We start from the raw sequence: 18948 nt of genomic DNA, 5'->3' as shown, positions 1-18948 counted from the left end.
CGGTTTGGTCTGCTTCAGAAAAGTCGAGAAAGCAATGCGTCAACTACTGGATGAACTCTTCAACGAGATCGGACGAAGAATTGGCCTTGATGGTCTGTCTTTGGATGAAGACAACACGCTTCTGCTTGGATTGGAGCAAGAGCTCTTCATGACCGTGCAGTGGCGCGATGAGACGCAGACGCTGTTGTTCAATGCAGTGTTGTGTATGCAGCCTTGCAATGATCTGGAAAAGCTACAGGCCCTCATGCAGACGAACTGTGTTCTGACACACGGGTACGGCATGAGCTTCAATCTTGACCCTGCGACAGACCATATCAACCTGTCTCAAGTAGTTAGCATTACTGATAAATCTTCCTTCACGCTGCAAGAGAAGCTGGAGCTGTTCATTAGCACGTCTGCCGCCTGGCATGAACGATTGAACAGCACGGCACCTCTTCAAATGGACTGGCAACATTCCGCCAGTGCTGCAGCCGAGTCTTCTTTTGAAACATTGGGTATGAGAGTATGACCAATATTAGCCTTGCACATTTTCAAAGCGCAGCCGAAAGCGCTGCAATAAGCGGTAACCTGAACCAGAAGCTGACTGTTACAGACAGTGGCGATCTGCAAACACGCGAAGCAAGTTCCAGCCTCGCCGGAAAGTTGGTTTCCTGGCACAAGCTGAGCTCTTCTGAAGGCACTGCAAAAGCTCAGGATCAGGGCGCATTTCGCACTGCCCTGCAAGATAAGTTTGGCAAGGAACTTGGCGATCAGGCTTACAAGCATGCCTGCTCCGCTTGCGGTTACACAGATGGCAAGGCCCACAGCCTGACGGCAAAGCAGATTTCAACTGGTATCGACTTCGCTGTAAGGCAAGACCTGCAAAAGCAACTGGCTGAAGCGCAGAACAAGGGTATCGTTGAGCATTTTGAAGAGAACCCAGAGCTACTATTGAGCGAAGGCGTGACCCGCAAATCAGGTAAGAAAACTGAAATTGAGGGACTTATCGCCAATAGAAAAGCTGAAGGATTTGACGGCATTTGTGAACATACTCTTGCTGGCGTGTTTAAGCAAAATCTCAGAGATAACCTGACTGATACAGAGTCTGAAAAAGTGCTCGATTTTGTGAAGGCATACGATCCTAAACTCAGTAATCTGCCTGCATTGAATGAGCTGCCAGACTCCATTCAAGGCGCAGTAAAGCTGTCCAAAATGGTGCTCGGTCATCAAGAGGAAAATAGGATGAATGCTAATAACATCGGCATCGTATTTGGGCCTAACATCGCGAAAGATGACGGCATAGATCCTATGGCAGCACTTACTCTCAATCAGGTGAAGACCCAGTTCTTCACTGCACTGATTAACCGCGCTGATTAACAGTCGGCACTCAAACAAAAAAAGGCCGCTGAGAAGAGAACTCAGCGGCCTTTTTTGTATCTTACTGGCTGAATTACTTGCTCAGTTTTTCAGCCATAATCTGGATTGTTTTGACATACACACCTGCACGGTTCCAAGAGCGGATCACCTCGTAGTTAGGTGTGCCCGGTCCCCAAGATTGACCCGGCTGCCAGCCGTAAGACATGAGGAAATGTGCAGTGGAAGCCAAAGTATCTGAGGTGTTGTACAGCAGATCCCGTTTGCCATCGCCGCTGTAGTCAATCGCGAACTTGATGTAGGAGGATGCGAGGAACTGGGTCTGGCCCAACTCGCCTGCCCAAGCGCCCTTCATTTCACTTGGCTTCAAATCACCCTTCTGGACGATGAGCAGCGCATGATAGAGCTCGTTGCGGAAGAAATCAGCACGGCGGCAATCATAAGCCAAAGTTGCCAGAGAGCGTATGGTGCTCATATTGCCTATGCCGCGACCATAACCAGTCTCAAGACCCCAGATGGCGGTGATGATCTCACGCGGAACACCAAATTCATTCTCGATGCGAGTGAAAAGCCGGTTGTGCTTTTTCATCAACTTGCGGCCCTTGTTAATGAGCGCATTGTTGACGCGGAGCTTGTAAAATTCGTCAAAGCTGAGTTTGAAAGATTTCTGGTTCCGGTCATACCCAATCACCTTGCGGTTATAGGTTATGCCATTCAAGGATCTGTTCAAAGTTGCCTTTGAAATGCCCTGAGACTGGAGTGTTTTTTTGTAGGACGCCAACCAGCGGTCAAAGCCTGCCCCTGTATCGCCACAGGTTGCGGCTTGAGCAGAAGACACGCCTAGCAACACCAGACCAGCGCCAAGTAATAGCCCAGCTTTTCTGGTTTTGAACTTAACCTTGTCAATAAATGATTCGAACACCCCAAACTCCTGCATGTTCACTAAGCAATTTTGATCGTTATAACGAATAAAAGTAGCCAAATTGGCGGATAACTGAAAATTTTTGCAGTCCTAATATATTTATTCGCATTTTAACCTTGATCCTAACACCGGCATGTGTCCAACTAAAGGCCGTACACATAACTGTTTTCAACATGCCTGATCGTTTTGGACAACCTATAGGCGCATAATTAAGGACAAGCTAACACTTAGCTGGACTTACGCAGGGGAAGTTATGCACTTAGACGTTCACCTCAATGAGGTGAGTCTCCAGGTTGGGATTTAGTGGTGAAGACGGACTTGGGGACAGGGCAACGTGAAGGTTTCCCATTGGGATATAACGGAGGAATGGGTATGAAATCCATCAAAACCATCGCTGCAACCGCAGTATTGGCAGCAGCAATGAGCACAACTGCTATGGCAGCGGACTTTAAGCCTGCAGTTATCTTTGACATGGGCGGCAAGTTCGACAAGTCATTCAACGAAGCTGCTTATAATGGTGCTGAGGCTTTCAAGGCTGAGACCGGTATCGAGTATCGCGAATTTGAGATCTCCAACGCTTCTCAGCGTGAGCAGGCTCTTCGCAACTTCGCTCGCCGTGGCATGAACCCAATCGTAGCGATGGGCTTTGCGCAGGCTGCTCCAGTTGAAAAAGTTGCTAAAGAATTCCCAGATGTAAGCTTTGCTATCATCGACTCTGTTGTAGATCTGCCAAACGTACGTTCTGTTGTCTTTAAAGAGCAGGAAGGTTCTTACCTTGTTGGTATGATGGCAATGCTCTCATCCGAGACCGGCAAGGTTGGCTTTGTGGGCGGCATGGACATTCCGCTGATCTCCAAGTTCTCCTGTGGTTACAAGCAGGGCGCACTGACCACCAACAAAGACGGTGAAGTCTTCGCAAACATGACTGGTACTACTCCAGCTGCATGGAACGATCCGGTTAAAGGTGGTGAGCTTGCTAAGTCTCACTTCGCACGTGGCGCAGACGTAATCTTTGCTGCTGCCGGCGGCACCGGCCTTGGTGTTCTTCAGGCAGCTGTTGATGAAGACAAGAAGTTCATCGGCGTTGACTCCAACCAGAACCATCTGGCTCCAGGCAAAGTGCTGACCTCCATGGTTAAGCGCGTTGACGTGGCTGTTGCAAATGCATTCATGGATGCAAAAGAAGGCAATTTCACCACCGGCATCCAGTCTCTTGGCCTTGCTGAAGACGGTGTTGGCTACGCAATGGACGAAAACAACGCTCCACTGGTTAGCGAAGAAATGAAAGCAGCTGTTGAAGCAGCTCGCGCAGACATCATTTCCGGCAAAATCACCGTTCATGACTACATGAGCGACATGGCTTGCCCATACTAAGATTTGCTTAGTATGCTGGCTTAGGTCAGAGATTAGCCCCTGCCTGAACACAGGCAGGGGCTTTTTTATGCTCTACCCCACCATTGGCCTTGGGGCTTGTATATCTTCCAGATGTTCGATTGATGCTTTCAGAAGAGATATCGCTTCTTCAAAGTGCTTATGATGCGCGATCGTTGACAGGCTGACCCGCAATGCGTTGATGTCCGTGCGCGGCATAGCCTGAAAATTGCGATGTGATAGCACTTCCACGCCTCTCAAAAGAGCCGCTTGTGCCACCAGCTCCGCACTTTGCTGCTGGGGGAGTTGCAGCCATGTGAAGAGTTTCTCCTCACCCCCTTGCAGCGTGTTGTCCGGAAACACCTCTTTTATGTACTGATAGCGCTGTCTGAGAACTTCTCGTTTTCTTTGCAGTGTTTCTTGCAGTTCCCCACCTGTAATCCATCTGGACACGATCTCTACATTGAGCGGGGCTGCCATCCATGTGCTCTCGCCGATGGCGTTGGCAAAAGCCGTTTTGACATTGCCCGGCACATGGATGTAGCCGGTGCGCAACCCGGCTGACATGACTTTGGACGGGGAGCCAATCAGGACAGTGTTCTCGGGCACCAGCTCCAAGAAGCTCTTCTGCTTGCAAGAAATGAAGGGCGTATAGGGATCGTCCTCAATGACGGTGAGGTTGTGCTTTTCAATCACAGTTGCCAGTCGCTGGCGCTCGGCGTTACTCAAGGTATGAGTTGTCGGGTTTTGTGCGTTCGGTATCAGAAAGACGCCGCGGATATCATGTTTGGTGCAAGCATCCTCCAGCGCCTCAGCAGACATAGCCCCCATATGCCCGTTCTCATCCCGTTCAGCTTCGATGGGTACAATTTGCAGGCCCAGAGCCGGGAGAACAGACAGAATGGGCGGATAGATCATCTCGTCTACTGCAATGGCATCGCCTCGGTTGAACATAGCCAACATGGCGATCTGAATGCCGTGTTGCGCCCCGCATGTAACCAGTGTCTGGCTGGCATTTGCCGGAGCACCATAAAACTCTGAGAGAAACTGAGCGCCTATCTCCCGATGATAGAACGTTCCCTCAGACGGGCCATATTCGTTCAGGGAGTTGACCAGAGGATCATCGCTCAATTGCCTGAGCATTTGGCCAAGATCCGGGTTGAGGTGTGCCAGACCCAAGTTGCGAGCTAAATCATAGCTCTGAATGCCTTCTGTATTGGGCATCAGCATCAGTGGTGAATGCACATTTGCCGTCTTGGCAATGAATGTGCCCCTGCCCGTTTCTCCGCGCACCAGTTTTCTACGCTCAGCCTCGGCATAAGCCCGCGTGATTGTACCAAGCGTTACTCCAAGCTGATAGGCGAGCTCGCGCTGAGGCGGAAGCTTGTCACCTTCCACAAGGCGGCCAGTTTGAATGTCTTGTTCCAAAGCCGTTGCAATACTTAGGTATTTTGGGCTTGAGAGCTTGTTTGGGTCAGGCTTCCACATTGTATTCATAACAATAAAGAGATTGATAGATACGATCGATACAATAATTTAGCACATCGTGTAGATTGTATCAATTGACTGGAATAACAATATGGATTGGGCAACGCTCAGCGCATTCGCGATTTTTGTAGCCATTATGACCGGCACTCCGGGACCGGGAAACCTCACCTTCATGGCGATTGGTGCCAGCGCGGGTTATCGCACTGCCTTTCCGGTGATCATTGCGGCAGAGCTGGGCAGCCTCCTGCTCAATCTCTGTGTAGCTTTCGGATTGGGGCAATTGATGGCGCGCGGGGGGCTGATGGTCAATGCCTTCAAGTTTGCCTCGATGGCCTACATGACATACCTAGCCTGGCGCATTGTGCAGCTGAACATCAAGCCGAAGGGCGAAGTTAGCCTTCCGACATTCTGGGAAGGACTGCTCATTCACCCACTCAGCCCTAAAACATGGGCGATGAGTCTCGTGGCGTTTACCAGTTTCTTTGCGGCCAACGGAATGGGACTTTACGAGAACGCGGCCATTCTGACTGCCGGTTTTTTGATCGGCGGTATGATCTCTCACAGTGTGTGGGCAATGGTTGGGGTTTCAATTCTTAAGGTGATTGGTGAAGGCGCTTTGATGCGTGGCATCACAATAGCCATGGCTATCGCGATGCTTGCAGCAACTGCATGGTCCTTGTTGCTTTAGAGGCGTCACTGGTGGCGCGAGGCTAGCGCTGCCAGTGTTCCTTCTAATATACGCTCCACTTTTGGGCGATCTGCCCGCTCCATGATGCCGATAATGGGCGCCTGCGTTTTACCTTCATGATCCAGAATGGTCGCACCGCGGGCAAACTCTCCACCTGTTTCAACGAGTACGCCGCAAACAATGGTTCGGGCGATGACCTCAGAGTCCAGTAGTGCAGCAGCGGCCAATGGATCAGGCAGGATGAGAAGATCTTCATGGTACCACGTCTTGCCGCGCTCTCGCATGAACGCGCACATATGCTCCGCAAACTTAGCCGGAATCGTATCCCCTAAACGCTCAAAAATACCATCAACAACATCCCCCGGGAGGGCATCATGAAGGCTTGGTTCCCATGGAATGAGCGTTGTGTTGATCGCCTGTGATAACACTGCTTTTGCCGCTTCCGGGTCACAAAGGATGTTAAACTCGGCGGCAGGTGTAACGTTACCGCGTCCATGACAGGTTCCACCCATGGACCAGATGCGATCAACACCTTCGACCAGATCCGGTTCCTCACGCAGGACTTCTGCCAGATTTGTGAGTGGTCCGATGGTCAGGATCTGAAGCTTAGGCCCACCGAGTGCAGCTTTGCGCAGAACATCCCGGAGAGCATTGTGTGCTGTCTCCCCTGAAGGCCTCAGGAGGTGCTGGGGGCGCTCCACTCCGCCTAACCCATCTGGTCCATGAACATAAACCGCATCGATACGCTCACCAGAAATTGGATCAGATGCGCCTTTATGGACCGGAATATCTGCATTGCAGATGGCGAGCGTGTCCAGAATATTCTTTGTTGCCTGTTCCAGATCAACATTGCCGAATGTAGTCGTGATGAAATCTATCTTCTTGCCTGAGCCAATGAGCATCATGAGCGCGATGGCGTCGTCAACACCGCCATCCGTGTCCACTGCAAAAACAAAATTATCCGGCACGTCATTCTCCTGGCACGCTTTTTTGGCAGTGCGTATCCGTCAATCAAGCTCAGTTTCAGCATTTTGCGTTGGTGAGCAAGCCCTCGTTTCCTCAGGTCTTCAGGCCACCTTGCCGTTATCCATATAGGGCGGAAGATACCACGAAGGGTTATTCAAATGATTTAACTGCACATTTGCCAAATTCAGCCGCCTTGCAATATCCCCCTAGGGAGGATAAAAGCGAGACATGACTGAAAAGCACACACACCAGTCCCATCCGGGAATTGTTAATCGCCTTAAACGCGCTGATGGGCACCTCAAATCCATTATTGGTATGATTGAAGATGGTCGTCCGTGCGTGGAAATAGCCCAGCAACTTCATGCAGTTGAGAAGGCTGTCATGCAGGCAAAGAAGACCCTGATCTACGATCATCTGGACCACTGCCTTGATGATACGGTCAACAATCCGGATGCAAATTCCGAGCAGACGATTGAAGAGTTCAAAGCAATCTCCCGTTACCTCTAGGGGATATAGTCAACTCAAGAAAACAAGAAGCCAAAGGAGTTTCCGCGTGCTGTCCGTACTCGCGAACCGAACCTATCGCCACCTGTTTCTTGCTCAAGTCATTGCCTTGTTTGGTACTGGCCTTGCCACTGTCGCCCTAAGTCTGCTGGCGTTTAATATCGCCGGAGAAGACGCTGGTTCGGTGCTTGGAACTGCCTTTGCGATCAAGATGATTGCCTACGTTGGATTGGCCCCGATTGCAGCCGCGTTTGTTGAACGGTTGCCGCGACGTGCTGTGCTGGTGGGGCTGGACCTCATCCGTGCAGCAGTTGCTCTTGCCCTGCCGTTTGTGACTGAGATCTGGCAGATCTATCTGCTTATCTTTGTGCTGCAGTCCGCTTCTGCTGCCTTCACGCCCGCATTTCAAGCCGTTATTCCTGATGTGCTGCCGGAAGAGAAAGACTATACCAACGCCCTGTCCTTAAGCCGCCTTGCTTATGATCTTGAAAACCTTCTCAGCCCGACGATTGCGGCTGGCTTGCTGCTGGTGATCAATTTTCATGGTCTGTTTGGTGGCACTGTGATCGGTTTCCTCGCCTCTGCAGCTCTCGTCGTTTCGGTGACTTTGCCAAAGCTCAAACCGGTCGAAAACCAGCGCACAATCAAACGCATGACGCAAGGCACCCGCATTTACCTCAGCACCCCTCGCTTGCGCGGAATGTTGGCTGTTTATCTGGCTGTCGCGGCTGGTGGATCCATGGTGATTGTAAATACGGTGGTGATTGTACAAGGCACGTTTGGCCTGCAAGCTGATGACGTTGCCATTGCTCTTGCTTGTTTTGGTGCAGGCTCCATGATTACAGCGCTCAGCCTTCCTAAAGTTCTGGAGCGTTTTAAAGACAGAAGCGTTATGATCTTGGGCGCCAGTGTCATGGCCGTTTGCCTCAGCTTCGGTTTTTTATTGAGCAGCTTTACACAGTTGTTGCCGCTCTGGTTCCTGATGGGCCTTGGTTATTCAGCTGCACAAACTCCCTCGGGTCGGGTTCTACGCCGCTCTGCCACTGGCAGTGATCTTCCATCAGTGTTTGCAAGCCAGTTCGCGCTCAGTCATGTGTGCTGGTTGATTGGTTATCCGATGGCGGGTTGGGTTGGCGCTCGTTTGGGGATTCCAGTCAGCTTTCTCTTTATGGCGGTATTGGCTTGGATCAGTGTTTTCGCTGCAATGCTGTTGTGGCCGAGTAAGGACGCAAAGAAGTTGCGGCATTCCCACGAGGACCTGCCAGACAACGATCCACATTGGTCAAAGGGCGTCGACAAAGTAGGCAAGAGTCACGTGCACGAGTTTAAGATAGACGACCTGCACACGCGATGGCCAAGCAGCCTGTAAAGCGCTGTTATTCAGAGACGGCCCAACCGCATTGCGATGGGCCAACTGATCTTGCGGAGTTGCTGCGGATCTCCCCAGAGGCTGGTCAGCTCCTCTGCAAAGCTTTCCATCAGGCTTTGCTTGCCAGCTTTTGCAGCTGCTTTGACAGAGGACCACGTGCGCACGTAACCGATGAATTGCTCCAGCGTCCAATCCCGCTCAATAGACATCTCCGGATACTCCAGTTCCTGAAACGGGAAATCAAAACTGGCGTATCCATTGTCAACGTGCCGGCGCTCTGGTGGCCAAAAAGGACCGATTTCATCGTAATAGAGCTGGTGAAAGCGGGCGTTGCATTCGGCATCATTGATGGAGAGAACACCATAGCTGACGAGTGCGAGCACACACCCTGGTGCAGCAACACGCCTGACTTCCTCATAAAAGCTTACCAGATCAAACCAATGCGCAGCCTGTGCAGCAACAATCAGATTGAGGCTCGTGTCTTCAGCTGAGCAATGCTCTGCTGGTTCCACTGCAAAGCGAATGTTTGGAACAGGTGCTGCGTTTTCGATTTGAGAGGCACTGACATCTGTGGCAAGCACCTGCCTGAAGTGCTGGGCGATCATGCTACTGAACTGACCATTCCCGCAGCCAACATCCAAAGCGAGATTGTGCTGCTGGCATTGTGAGGCCAAAAACGCAACAAGCTCGTCAGGATAGGTTGGACGATACTTCGCGTAACTCTCCCCGGCATTCTGGAAATGTGATGCAGCCAGATTGTCCTGTGTCATGTGCAAGCCTCCCCTATTGCCGGAGGCAGACTAACAAAAAACGCGGCCCCAGTAAGGGACCGCGTTCTAAAACTTTCGCAGTCTGAAGGATTAGTTCAGAGGAGACAGGATGATCTCTACGCGGCGGTTCTGCGCGCGGCCAGCTTCTGTTGCGTTGGAAGCGATCGGGCTGGTCAGGCCGTAACCTGCAGCGGAGATACGTGCACCATTTACACCCTGGTTAAACAGGTAGTTGCTGACGGAGTCTGCACGGCGCTGAGACAGCTGCAAATTGAACTGAGCGGAACCGGTGTTGTCGGTGTGGCCGTAAACGTTCAGACGTGTCTGCTGGAACTCTTTCGCCACCAGAGCAACACTGTTGAGGACCTGCATTGCGCGGGAAGACAGAGATGCCTGACCAACAGCGAAGGTCACATCGTTTGGCATGTTCAGCACGATCTGGTTGCCGTTACGGGTTACGGAAACACCAGAGGACTGAAGCTGCTGACGAAGCTGAGCTTCCTGGCGGTCCATATAGTTACCGATACCGCCGCCGATCAGACCACCAGCAGCTGCACCAACGAGTGCACCTTCAACACGAGCACTTTTACCGCCAGCGATTGCCCCGATGATTGCGCCAGTGGCTGCACCAAGGCCTGCACCGCCTGCAGTTTTGGAAACGCGGGACTCACCCGTGTATGGATTGGTTGTCGTACATGCTGCAACGGAAAGGCCGAGAACAATAGCAAACGCGGCGTGCATCAGTTTTTTCATTTAAAATTCTCACATCGTAATTTTTGAGGGACAGATGAATCACAATGAATCTGTCCCCCTATCGAACATTAACCCTATCAAAAGCCACTGAGCGCCTAATACAAGTGCCCAATAGGAGTGTGTCCTTGAATTCCACCGGATTTGTCGCTGAAAACAGCCATCTTCTTTGGTTTGTGATGGCAGTCACACAAATCATCACTGAATTAAACAAAGCCTTTTGACACTCTAAAATTTGCCACAATTTCGGCAAGGCAATTTAAAGCATGCTGTTTAACGCCGTTTTTTCCTAAAAGATGAACACTGGAGGAAGCCCAAAAACAAATAAGAAGGTGGGGTTCCATGAAAACGGTGCTTGTCCTTGCATTCAGCATTCTCAGCATGACGTGGTCATTTGCTCAAAGCCCAAATGCAGATGACCAACTGCTTTTTGCCCCTGACCAGCCAGCACCGCCTGAGCAGCCCTGCATCACTCTTAGTAATAAGAAGATCCTTTGCGGAAAAGCTGATGATGCCGGAAGCCAGCTTCTTAGCGTGTTCAAGGGCGTGCAGTATGGGCAAGCGACCCGATGGCAGCCTTCCAGTGTGTTTGATGAGTATGAGCCCAACGGCTACGAGGCATTGCAGTACGGCGCTCGTTGCCCGCAACCGATTTGGAATCCCAAAGATCAGCTGCGTGGTGAAGAAGACTGCCTCTATATGAATATCTGGGCACCGGCGGACGCTATCAAGAACCTCAGCAAACTGCCTGTCATGGTATTTTTCCATGGAGGTGGTTTTATGGCTGGGGGTGCAGACAAGGCCTATCACGCTGCTGATAAAGAGATCATTGAGCTTTATTCCGGTAAATCGTTTGCTGCTGATCAGAACATTGTGCTTGTGACCATCAACTTCCGCCTTGGTATTCTTGGTACATTGGCGACACACGGGATCACCGGACAAGAGCCCTCCAACGGTGGCAATTACGGTTTGCAGGATCAGCAGACTGCATTGAAGTGGGTGCAAAAGCACATTTCATCATTTGGCGGAGATCCTGAGCAAGTCACGATCTTTGGTGTGAGTTCCGGCGCGATGGCTGTTGGCCTGCATATGTTCAGCGCTGATAGCTCTCAGGATCTGTTCCGCGCTGGCATCATGCAAAGCAGCGCTGCCGCCTATAAGTATCGCAATAAAGAGGAAGGGCGTGATCTCTTCTACTTCTACCTAAAATGTCTGCGAGCTGTCATTCGCAATCCAGATTCGGATGAATGTGCGTTAACTGCACACCTTGATGATTTGGAAAAAGCGAATACGCGACAAATTCTTCTGGCTCAGGCTTTGCTTCAGGATACGCTCTTCAAAAAAGGAGTATTCCTGAGCGCTCTGCCTGGCAGCATAGCCTTTTCCCCCATCATCGATGGCAGTTTCCTTAAAGAACAGCCCAATGTGCAGATGGAGAAGGGCAATGAAAAGCCGCTGATGTTGGGCTTTAACAAAAACGAAGGCGTTCTATTCGCGAACTTTATTGACGCGACCGGGAAGCTAAACGCAGTAACTTTCAACGGGATTTTGGGTCGGGATTACGAAAACCCAATGTTGATTGTGGGCCGCACTGGGTATGGCGCACAAACCCCTGCTGCATATGGTTTGCGCCCAAAAACACCGGCCACAGCCCTTTCCAACCTGATTGGGAACTCAGTGCTCACCTGCCCTACCATGTCTGCCAATATCGAACGGGAAAAGCCGAGCGATAACACGTGGCTCTATTTCTTCGCGCAGACATCCGTCGAGAATATGGAGAAACCGCCCACTAACCCGAAGGTGAATAATGTTTGCGGCCCACACAACCAGTGGGACAACGCCTGCCATGCTTCAGAATTGCCGTTCGTGTTCAACACTATGCCGCCGGACGCGACACAAGAAGACAAAGATCTTGCTGTGAAGATGAACGCGCTTTGGGCGCAATTTGCAAAGACACCCACAGAGGGTCCGTCCAAAGATTGGAAACTGTGGAGCTGGCCGAAGATCGGGAACCCATCGAACTTCAATGTCTTGCAGGGTGCGAACCTCGAGACAAACTATGAGGATCTCTTCGAGCAATCCGACTGCGCGTTCTGGCTTGGGGAAGTGATTGAAAGGAATGCAAATGCCATTCTTATTCCCAAGCAAATACCCGAGCAATAATCCAGTCTTTTCAAGGAACTAGGGAAAAGAACTGGCGAAGCAGATGATCTCAACTATCTCACTAAGGAGCCTTAAGAAGAGATGGTACAGACGAGTGGATTCGAACCACCGACCTTCGGAGCCACAATCCGACGCTCTAACCAACTGAGCTACGTCTGCTTGCCAGTGGCGCGGAACATAGGTAGAATTTTTGAGGTTGGCAAGTCCCTTGAAACATCAAAATGAAAAAAGTCCACAACACTGATAAAAAATCGCCAGTTACACACTGTGACTAGGTGGTTTCACTCTGTTTTTCAGAGGCTTAAACACAAAATCCTCCCGTATGAGTTGCAAATTGTTGTGCAATCCAATCGGGAGGATATGTATGTTCTTGAAAAAATTTAGCTGGAATTATGCCAGCTTCATATCTTTCATAGATTTGTCGAAAGCTTCTTTTGCAGGCTGAGACATCGTGGTCGCAAGTTTCGTTGCAGTTTCCTGCATCTCTTTCACCTGCTGGCTCATCGCATCATACTGTTTACGGCTGTAAGAAGACTGAAGCTCGATTGCTTCAGACAAGCTCTTCACACCGAACATGTCGCGAATGTGAGAGAATGCAGCTTCGGAATTGTCTTTCGCTGCATCGACAGCTTTCAGATTGATTTCCATGAAGCTGTCACGTGTCACTTCCATGGTTTCTTCAAGCATAGCAGATGCTTCTTCAGAAGCAGACTTCACTTTGGCATAACCTTCACGCGCCTGATCAACGCTCTTTTCGGTCATTTCCTGGATAAATGCAGGCACTTCCATCTTGTTCATTGCAAACACCTCATTCTCTATAGACTTGGCGGCTTTTGGAGCAGCCTGTTCAGTTTTCTTCTCGGATTTAGCAGTATCAATTTTCGCAGTAGTCATTTGGATTGCTCCTTATCGTCTTGGGAGAAACATAAAGGATCAAGAGGGAGAGAACTGTCTCCCCTAAGGTCAACTTGAGATTAATATAGGAGTTATTTTGTGCATTGCAACATTATTTTGCATCGCAACAATATCGATCGTACTTAAGCTGCTGAAACGAAGAAGAAAACTTTTTTATTCTGGTGGTGCAAATCGCGACTTTGCAGCGAAGGGTTTCAATCGCGCACCTCGAACGAGGTGCTGATACACCTCATTCGACTGTTGGTTCGAGCTGGAATCAACCCCTCAAGACCAGACTTCCTCAGAAGTCTCCTGCTTTCTTCGCTGCATCTTTAACTGCGCGGGAGGCCTTCTCGCCCATCTCGCGTATTTGGGCTCCACTTTGCTCCATCTGCTTGTGCAAGTACTCTTGCTGCAAGCCTACGAGCTCTTCCATGTCGCGCGCCTGAAACATGCGCTGCGCTAATTCAAAAGCGGAATTCACATTTTGCTCGGCGAATGAAAGGGCCTGGCGGTGCATGTCTGAAGAATCCACATGCATGGTGCTTGATGCATCTTCCATGCTGCTCACCGCATTTTCGGTTGCATCCATGAAATTATCAAAAGCCTTGCGTGCTTGATCAATGCTTCGATCAGCAAATTCACGCATTTGATCTGAAACTTCAAAAGGAACTTTTGTATCTACCATGCTCAAGCCTCCACCCTTGTTGATTAAGGTTTCATTCGCATTTTGGAAAGGGCCTATTCCCTCCCCTATTTGCAACTCGTTTACTCTGGTGTGGCAATGCTATACTTAACCATAGGGAAAGAAAATAGGAGCTTAGACGAGCACTGCAGTTTACGGTACTTTAAGTATACAAGAACTGTGGGGTGAATAATTGAGCGGCTCGTATCTATTGGAATTGACAGATGCGAACTTCGACGCTCAATTGTTAAAGTCTAAGCCTTTATCAGGATTTAGCTTTTGAAAATGCCGGTGGGTGTGTTGCCATAAATGGCAGGCTCTGGTTTTTCAAAGCTTACAGATAAAGTAGGGTGGGGCTATAATTGGGAAAATGTACCCCTGATAAATTGAGGCAGGTTTCTTTAGTAAGCTTACAGCAAAACTGCTGAAGTCGCTTACATGCCCGTTTCAAACCGGATATCATTTGATTGCACCGCCAATTTTGCGTCTTGGTGCCTGTGAAAGAGAGTAGATTGCGTTTCTCAACCAACCCCTTCTTGGGAAACCTTCAGAGTAGGGACCGAGCTCGTGGCTGACTTTGTCTTCAAACGCCGACAACGGCCGATCCGCTTCACTTGGGAGCTGGACCGAAACGGCTGCTTTCGTAGCTTCTCGAAGGAGTTCGCCGAGCTTTTAGGCCCACAGGATGCCACTCTGATCGGCCTCCCGTTCGATGCTGTCCGCAAGAAACTGCGGATTGGTAAGGTCCCGGCGATTTCAAAGGCAATCAAAAAGCAACGCGCTGTCAGCGGCGTGACACTGCTTTGGCCTGCCTGCAATTCAAACAAGGTTGTTCCTCTCGATTTATCCGCTCAACCAGTGGAAACGAAGTCAGGTGAGTATGACGGCTTGCGCGGATTTGGGGTTATCCGCAGCGTTGATGCAAAAAAATCTGATGAACCAGTCGATCCGCTTGCGGTCCTGACCAAGTTGCGTGCTGCCTTGCGAGAGGAAAGCGACAACACTGAATCTATCTCTGAACCGGCAAAGACAGATACTCCTGTCAGCGAGCCTGATGTAGGGCTGACGCTTGAGCATGATCAGCCTGAACGATTTGTGCAGGGAGACGTCGCACCAATCGAAGCCCTTTCCGATACTGAGACACATCAGGTATCAGAAATTGTTGAGGCACCACTAGTTGATGGCATTACAGCTCCGGGTTTCCTACAGAATGAACCTGAGATTCCAGAGTTGATCGTTGATTTCAGCGAGGAAGAAGAGCAGGCAGTCGTTGAGAGTGCCGAACCCCTTGAGCCGGAAACCTCTCCTGAGGCTGATCCGGTTGAAGAGGTGGTAGTTGCGGCTACTCTTGATCCTGAAGCAGACGCTGAAGCTGAAATCAATCACACTCCAGAACCAGACCTACCCGCATCAGACTCACAGCCAGATGAGAATGGGCTGCACTTTCTTCATGAAGAAGAAGCAATTGTTGTTGAAGAGAATGAGGGCCTTCTTCAGCTGACGGATGCAGATGTCCTTCACGATCCAGCAGATCCTCTTGAGATTGTCGCTCCCGTTGAGGTCGAAGCGCAGCCAGAGGATATTTCTGAGCCAGAAATAGTTGATCAGATCACGTCTGCTCCGGAAGCTGCTGTGCAAGTGCCTGCAGATTCTGATTTACAGGCTTTTGAAGAGGATCTTACTGAGATTGAGGATACCCCTCCAGAGGCGGCAGAACAGGTGAGCGCAGCTCCGCCAATTCCGGAGCCTACCAGTAAAGATGATTTTGAGCGTGCTATTGCAAACTTGCCGGACGCACCGCAAAAGAAAGTCAGAACTGGTCCACGCAGCCTTGCGGAGTTGACCAACAGCATTGTTCGGCTGGTAGATAAACATCCTGTTCCAAGAGAGAATGCTGGACTTTCCAAACCTGAGCGAGATGCCTTCGACAAAATTGCGCGAGCATTAGGTGCTGAGAAGAAAGATGAGCAAACTGCTCTTCCGGCACAAGTTGAAACCGCAAAAACGGTCTCTGCTACACCCGAAGAGACAGCAGCTCTCGCGTTAGCTGAAACTGATGTGGTAGAGACTGAGTTCCACGAGGAGCCAAAGCCTGCGACCGCGGCTAAAGCTGACAACATTATTCCGCTGCCAGCTGAGCCAACTGCACGCGATGAGACCGTTGAGGTTGAAGCTGAGCCAAAGCAGGACAACGTAACCCATGTGGTTCTACCACGGGTTCCGCCAGATATTGAAGAAGCCGCAGAGCGCGCTCGCGAAAAGACAGGACGTATTCCTGATAAGCCGATTGTAGCGCCAATCGACCCTCGTCTTTTGGATCGTCTGCCAATTGGGGTCGCCGTTGTTCGCGACCGCGATGTTGTTTATGCAAATGATACTCTACTTGAGCTGCTTGGTTACGAGCGCTTTGAGGGGTTGAACGAAGCAGGAGGCCTTGAGGCGATCTTCGCAGAACCAGAAGAGTGCCCTACTCCAAGCCCTCAGACTGTTGACCGTGTGGTCCATGTGAGGCTTGCAGAAGGTGGTGTACTTTCTGTTGATGCCCGCATGCACGCAGTGCCCTGGAATGGTGCGCAAGCGCTGATGATCTCTGTGGTGGAGAAGGTACAGGGCGAAGCAGATGCACCCGTAGCTTCGGCACACGTTCAGACTACAGCAGGCTCTGAAACTCAAATCAAACATCTGCACACACGCATTGAAGAGCTGGAATCCGTTCTTGCTACTGCGACAGACGGTGTGCTTGTGATGGATCAACACGGAACCATCCGCAGTGCAAATCACTCTGCAGAAGCTCTGTTTAATGCCGGAGAAGATGATCTCCTTGGCGCTCCATTTACGACATTCCTTGCGGATGAGAGTCACATTGCAGCGCTGGATTATCTGGATGGACTGGTCGCCAATGGCGTTTCCAGCGTGCTCAATGATGGTCGCGAGGTCATTTGCCAAACGCTGGATGGCGATATATTCCCAACCTTCCTGAGCATGGGACGTGTCAGTCATGCTAACGAACAGCTTTTCTGTGCGGTTCTTCGCGACATCACCCAGTTCAAACGAGCTGAAGAAGAGTTGGTGAGTGCTCGTTACAAAGCAGAGAAAGCCAACACGCATAAGTCCGAATACCTGACTAAAATCAGCCATGAAATCCGTACACCACTGAATGCGGTGATCGGGTTCTCAGAAGTGATGCAGGAAGAGCGTTTTGGTGAGCTTGGGAATGTGCGTTACAAAGAGTACGCCCGCGATATCCATCGCTCTTGCTCCCATATGCTGACGCTGATTAATGACTTGCTTGACTTGGCCAAGATTGAAGCTGGCAAAATGGATCTAGCATTTGAGGCCGTTTCTGCAGCCGACATCATCAATGAATGCGTAGCACTGTTGCAACCTCAGGCGAATGACCAGCGCGTAATTATTCGCGCCAGTACGCCTCTGTCTGTTCCAAAGATTGTGGCGGATCCGAAAACGCTGCGCCAGATCACGCTGAATCTGTTGTCCAATGCCATCAAATTCAACCGGTCCGGTGGTCAGGTGATCATCTCGCTTGTGCTTGATCCGAATGGTGAAGTGCACTTGCGCGTGCGAGATACTGGCCACGGTATGTCGAAGGCTGATCTTGAAGCTGCGCTTCAACCGTTCCGCCGCCTTAATGCCTCTTCTTCAACAGAAGGGTCTGGTCTTGGTCTTCCATTAACCAAAGCTCTTGTGGAAGCGAACCGTGCTTCGTTTTCAATAAATTCTGAAGAGGATGAGGGTACGCTAGCAGAAGTCACTTTCCCACCTCAGCGAGTTCTCGCCGAATAACGCGCTCCTGTGGTGGCCTGACCATCGCAGGAGATTTGCATGCTCACACTGGCTGCTTTGGAAGATGCGTCGCAGGAACTGCGGCGCCATATGGCCCCGACAGCGCTTTATAGCTGGCCCTTGCTGAATGACGCCCTGGGCTGTGAGGTCTTCATCAAGCACGAGAACCATGCGCCCACCGGATCGTTCAAGGCCCGGTGCGCCTTGCTTTATCTCCTACGCCAATCACAACGGCATGTCAGCTCCACGAGCTTTGTTGCAGCCACTCGCGGTAACTTTGGACTGGGTATGGCGTGGGCAGCAAAGATGTTGCACCAACGAGCAGCAATTGTTGTTCCTCAAGGCACTTCCAAAGAAACGACATCCGCCATCCAAAGCTACGGTGCATTTTTGATAGAGCACGGCAAAGACTTTGAAGAAGCCCATACATTCGCCTGCCAGATGGCCGAGGATTCTAAGCAGGTGCTCTCCCCCGGCTTTGATTATGATCTTGTTCTTGGAGCCGCGACTTACGCGCTTGAGATCTTCCGTACGATTAAGGATCTGGATGCCATCTATGTGCCTGTTGGTTTAGGCACTGGCATATGCGGACTAATTTCTGTGCGTGACCTCTTTGGCCTGAAGACGAAGATCATCGGCGTGGTTGCGGAAAAGGCGGATGGGTGCGCACACTCTATTGAAGCTGGTGAATATACACTCACGTCTTCAGCCAATACCTTTGCTGAAGGGATTTGTGTGCGGGGGCCTGCCCGGGAAGCTTTTGCCTTAATCAGATCAGGCGCTGAGCGCATTATTCGTGTCAGCGAGGATGAGATTGCAGAAGCAATCCGCCTGCTCTATCGCACAACACACAATGCGTGCGAAGGTGCTGCAGCAGCTGGCCTGGCAGGTCTTTCAAAAGAACGTGCCAATCTGCAAGACAAAAAGGCTTCTTTCATCCTCTGCGGGCAAAACATGAACCGCATCTGGATGGCACGAGTGCTGCAAGGAGACACTCCAACTCCTTAAAATTGGAATCGTTTCTGCATATGAATGCAGGTACTGCACTCCCTCCAGACCCGTTTGTTTTCAACAACTCTGAGTTTTTCAGTAAACTTTCCCGTGAGGTTGACATAAGCCGCAATTGAAAATCATTCGCAATTGCAGATGGATAGCGCCTTAAAAGCTGAATTTTACAGTTTAGAATAGTTCTATCTCATTGTTTTCACGCAGTTTATTAGTTGA

At 50.5% G+C, this 18948-nt stretch carries 16 protein-coding genes and 1 tRNA gene; 9 read left to right on the top strand and 8 right to left on the bottom strand.

What is annotated here, in order from left to right; genetic code table 11:
* Positions 1-34 precede the first annotated feature (34 nt).
* Positions 35-508 (top strand): type III secretion system chaperone, encoded by a 474-nt coding sequence (locus PsAD26_RS06150; protein ID WP_063309720.1) that lies wholly within the window; start codon positions 35-37, stop codon positions 506-508.
* A complete protein-coding gene (locus PsAD26_RS06145; RefSeq protein WP_063309700.1) occupies positions 505-1356 on the top strand; it encodes a RhoGAP domain-containing protein in 852 nt (283 codons plus the stop codon). The genes PsAD26_RS06150 and PsAD26_RS06145 overlap by 4 nt, the downstream gene beginning before the upstream one ends.
* A 73-nt stretch (positions 1357-1429) precedes the next feature.
* On the opposite strand, the gene PsAD26_RS06140 is transcribed toward PsAD26_RS06145, so the two are convergent.
* Complete coding sequence (locus PsAD26_RS06140) at positions 1430-2275, bottom strand: lytic murein transglycosylase (RefSeq protein ID WP_342210633.1); 846 nt, start codon at positions 2273-2275, stop codon at positions 1430-1432.
* 420 nt (positions 2276-2695) lie between these two features.
* Here PsAD26_RS06140 and PsAD26_RS06135 point away from each other — a divergent pair, with 420 nt between their 5' ends.
* Entirely contained in the window at positions 2696-3649 is a 954-nt protein-coding gene (locus PsAD26_RS06135) for a BMP family ABC transporter substrate-binding protein (RefSeq protein ID WP_244272490.1), read from the top strand.
* Positions 3650-3721: 72 nt separating this feature from the next.
* On the opposite strand, the gene PsAD26_RS06130 is transcribed toward PsAD26_RS06135, so the two are convergent.
* Positions 3722-5134, bottom strand: a complete 1413-nt coding sequence (locus PsAD26_RS06130) for a PLP-dependent aminotransferase family protein (RefSeq protein WP_063309698.1) — start codon at positions 5132-5134, stop codon at positions 3722-3724.
* A gap of 91 nt (positions 5135-5225) precedes the next feature.
* Here PsAD26_RS06130 and PsAD26_RS06125 point away from each other — a divergent pair, with 91 nt between their 5' ends.
* A complete protein-coding gene (locus tag PsAD26_RS06125) occupies positions 5226-5822 on the top strand; it encodes a LysE family transporter (RefSeq protein WP_063309697.1) in 597 nt (198 codons plus the stop codon).
* Between the two features lie 5 nt (positions 5823-5827).
* On the opposite strand, the gene PsAD26_RS06120 is transcribed toward PsAD26_RS06125, so the two are convergent.
* Positions 5828-6790 (bottom strand): nucleoside hydrolase, encoded by a 963-nt coding sequence (locus PsAD26_RS06120; RefSeq protein ID WP_063309696.1) that lies wholly within the window; start codon positions 6788-6790, stop codon positions 5828-5830.
* A gap of 226 nt (positions 6791-7016) precedes the next feature.
* On the opposite strand from PsAD26_RS06120, the gene PsAD26_RS06115 reads away from it, so the two are divergent.
* Both PsAD26_RS06115 and PsAD26_RS06110 read left to right on the top strand, forming a co-directional pair.
* Positions 7017-7295: a metal-sensing transcriptional repressor gene (locus PsAD26_RS06115; RefSeq protein ID WP_063286897.1), complete on the top strand. Its 279-nt coding sequence runs from the start codon at positions 7017-7019 to the stop codon at positions 7293-7295.
* Between the two features lie 46 nt (positions 7296-7341).
* Positions 7342-8661: an MFS transporter gene (locus PsAD26_RS06110; RefSeq protein ID WP_063309695.1), complete on the top strand. Its 1320-nt coding sequence runs from the start codon at positions 7342-7344 to the stop codon at positions 8659-8661.
* Positions 8662-8672: 11 nt separating this feature from the next.
* On the opposite strand, the gene PsAD26_RS06105 is transcribed toward PsAD26_RS06110, so the two are convergent.
* Together PsAD26_RS06105 and PsAD26_RS06100 are read right to left on the bottom strand one after the other, a co-directional pair.
* Complete coding sequence (locus PsAD26_RS06105; protein WP_063309694.1) at positions 8673-9431, bottom strand: class I SAM-dependent methyltransferase; 759 nt, start codon at positions 9429-9431, stop codon at positions 8673-8675.
* Between the two features lie 90 nt (positions 9432-9521).
* Positions 9522-10184, bottom strand: a complete 663-nt coding sequence (locus PsAD26_RS06100; RefSeq protein WP_063309693.1) for an OmpA family protein — start codon at positions 10182-10184, stop codon at positions 9522-9524.
* A gap of 339 nt (positions 10185-10523) precedes the next feature.
* On the opposite strand from PsAD26_RS06100, the gene PsAD26_RS06095 reads away from it, so the two are divergent.
* Positions 10524-12344 carry a carboxylesterase family protein gene (locus PsAD26_RS06095; RefSeq protein ID WP_063309692.1) on the top strand — a complete coding sequence of 607 codons (1821 nt, stop codon included), beginning with the start codon at positions 10524-10526 and terminating at the stop codon, positions 12342-12344.
* An 82-nt stretch (positions 12345-12426) separates the two neighbouring features.
* Here PsAD26_RS06095 and PsAD26_RS06090 read toward each other — a convergent pair.
* The 3 genes from PsAD26_RS06090 to PsAD26_RS06080 all read right to left on the bottom strand — a co-directional run bounded on the left by PsAD26_RS06090 (position 12427) and on the right by PsAD26_RS06080 (position 13926).
* A tRNA-His gene (locus PsAD26_RS06090) sits at positions 12427-12503 on the bottom strand.
* Positions 12504-12734: 231 nt separating this feature from the next.
* A complete protein-coding gene (locus PsAD26_RS06085; RefSeq protein WP_063309691.1) occupies positions 12735-13238 on the bottom strand; it encodes a phasin in 504 nt (167 codons plus the stop codon).
* Between the two features lie 301 nt (positions 13239-13539).
* The gene (locus tag PsAD26_RS06080) at positions 13540-13926 is read right to left on the bottom strand and encodes a phasin family protein (RefSeq protein ID WP_063309690.1); all 387 of its coding nucleotides are present in this window, start codon (positions 13924-13926) and stop codon (positions 13540-13542) included.
* Between the two features lie 564 nt (positions 13927-14490).
* Between PsAD26_RS06080 and PsAD26_RS06075 the strand changes: the two genes are divergently transcribed.
* Together PsAD26_RS06075 and PsAD26_RS06070 are read left to right on the top strand one after the other, a co-directional pair.
* Positions 14491-17724, top strand: coding sequence for an ATP-binding protein (locus PsAD26_RS06075; RefSeq protein WP_063309689.1), 3234 nt, complete (start codon positions 14491-14493; stop codon positions 17722-17724).
* Positions 17725-17763: 39 nt separating this feature from the next.
* Positions 17764-18732 (top strand): threonine dehydratase, encoded by a 969-nt coding sequence (locus PsAD26_RS06070; protein WP_063309688.1) that lies wholly within the window; start codon positions 17764-17766, stop codon positions 18730-18732.
* The last annotated feature ends 216 nt before the right edge of the window (positions 18733-18948 follow it).

The sequence above is a fragment of the Pseudovibrio sp. Ad26 genome, from assembly GCF_001623285.1.
Taxonomy (GTDB): Bacteria; Pseudomonadota; Alphaproteobacteria; order Rhizobiales; family Stappiaceae; genus Pseudovibrio; species Pseudovibrio ascidiaceicola.
Note: the sequence above shows the minus strand (reverse complement) of the source record. Positions and strands in the feature narration are given on the sequence as shown.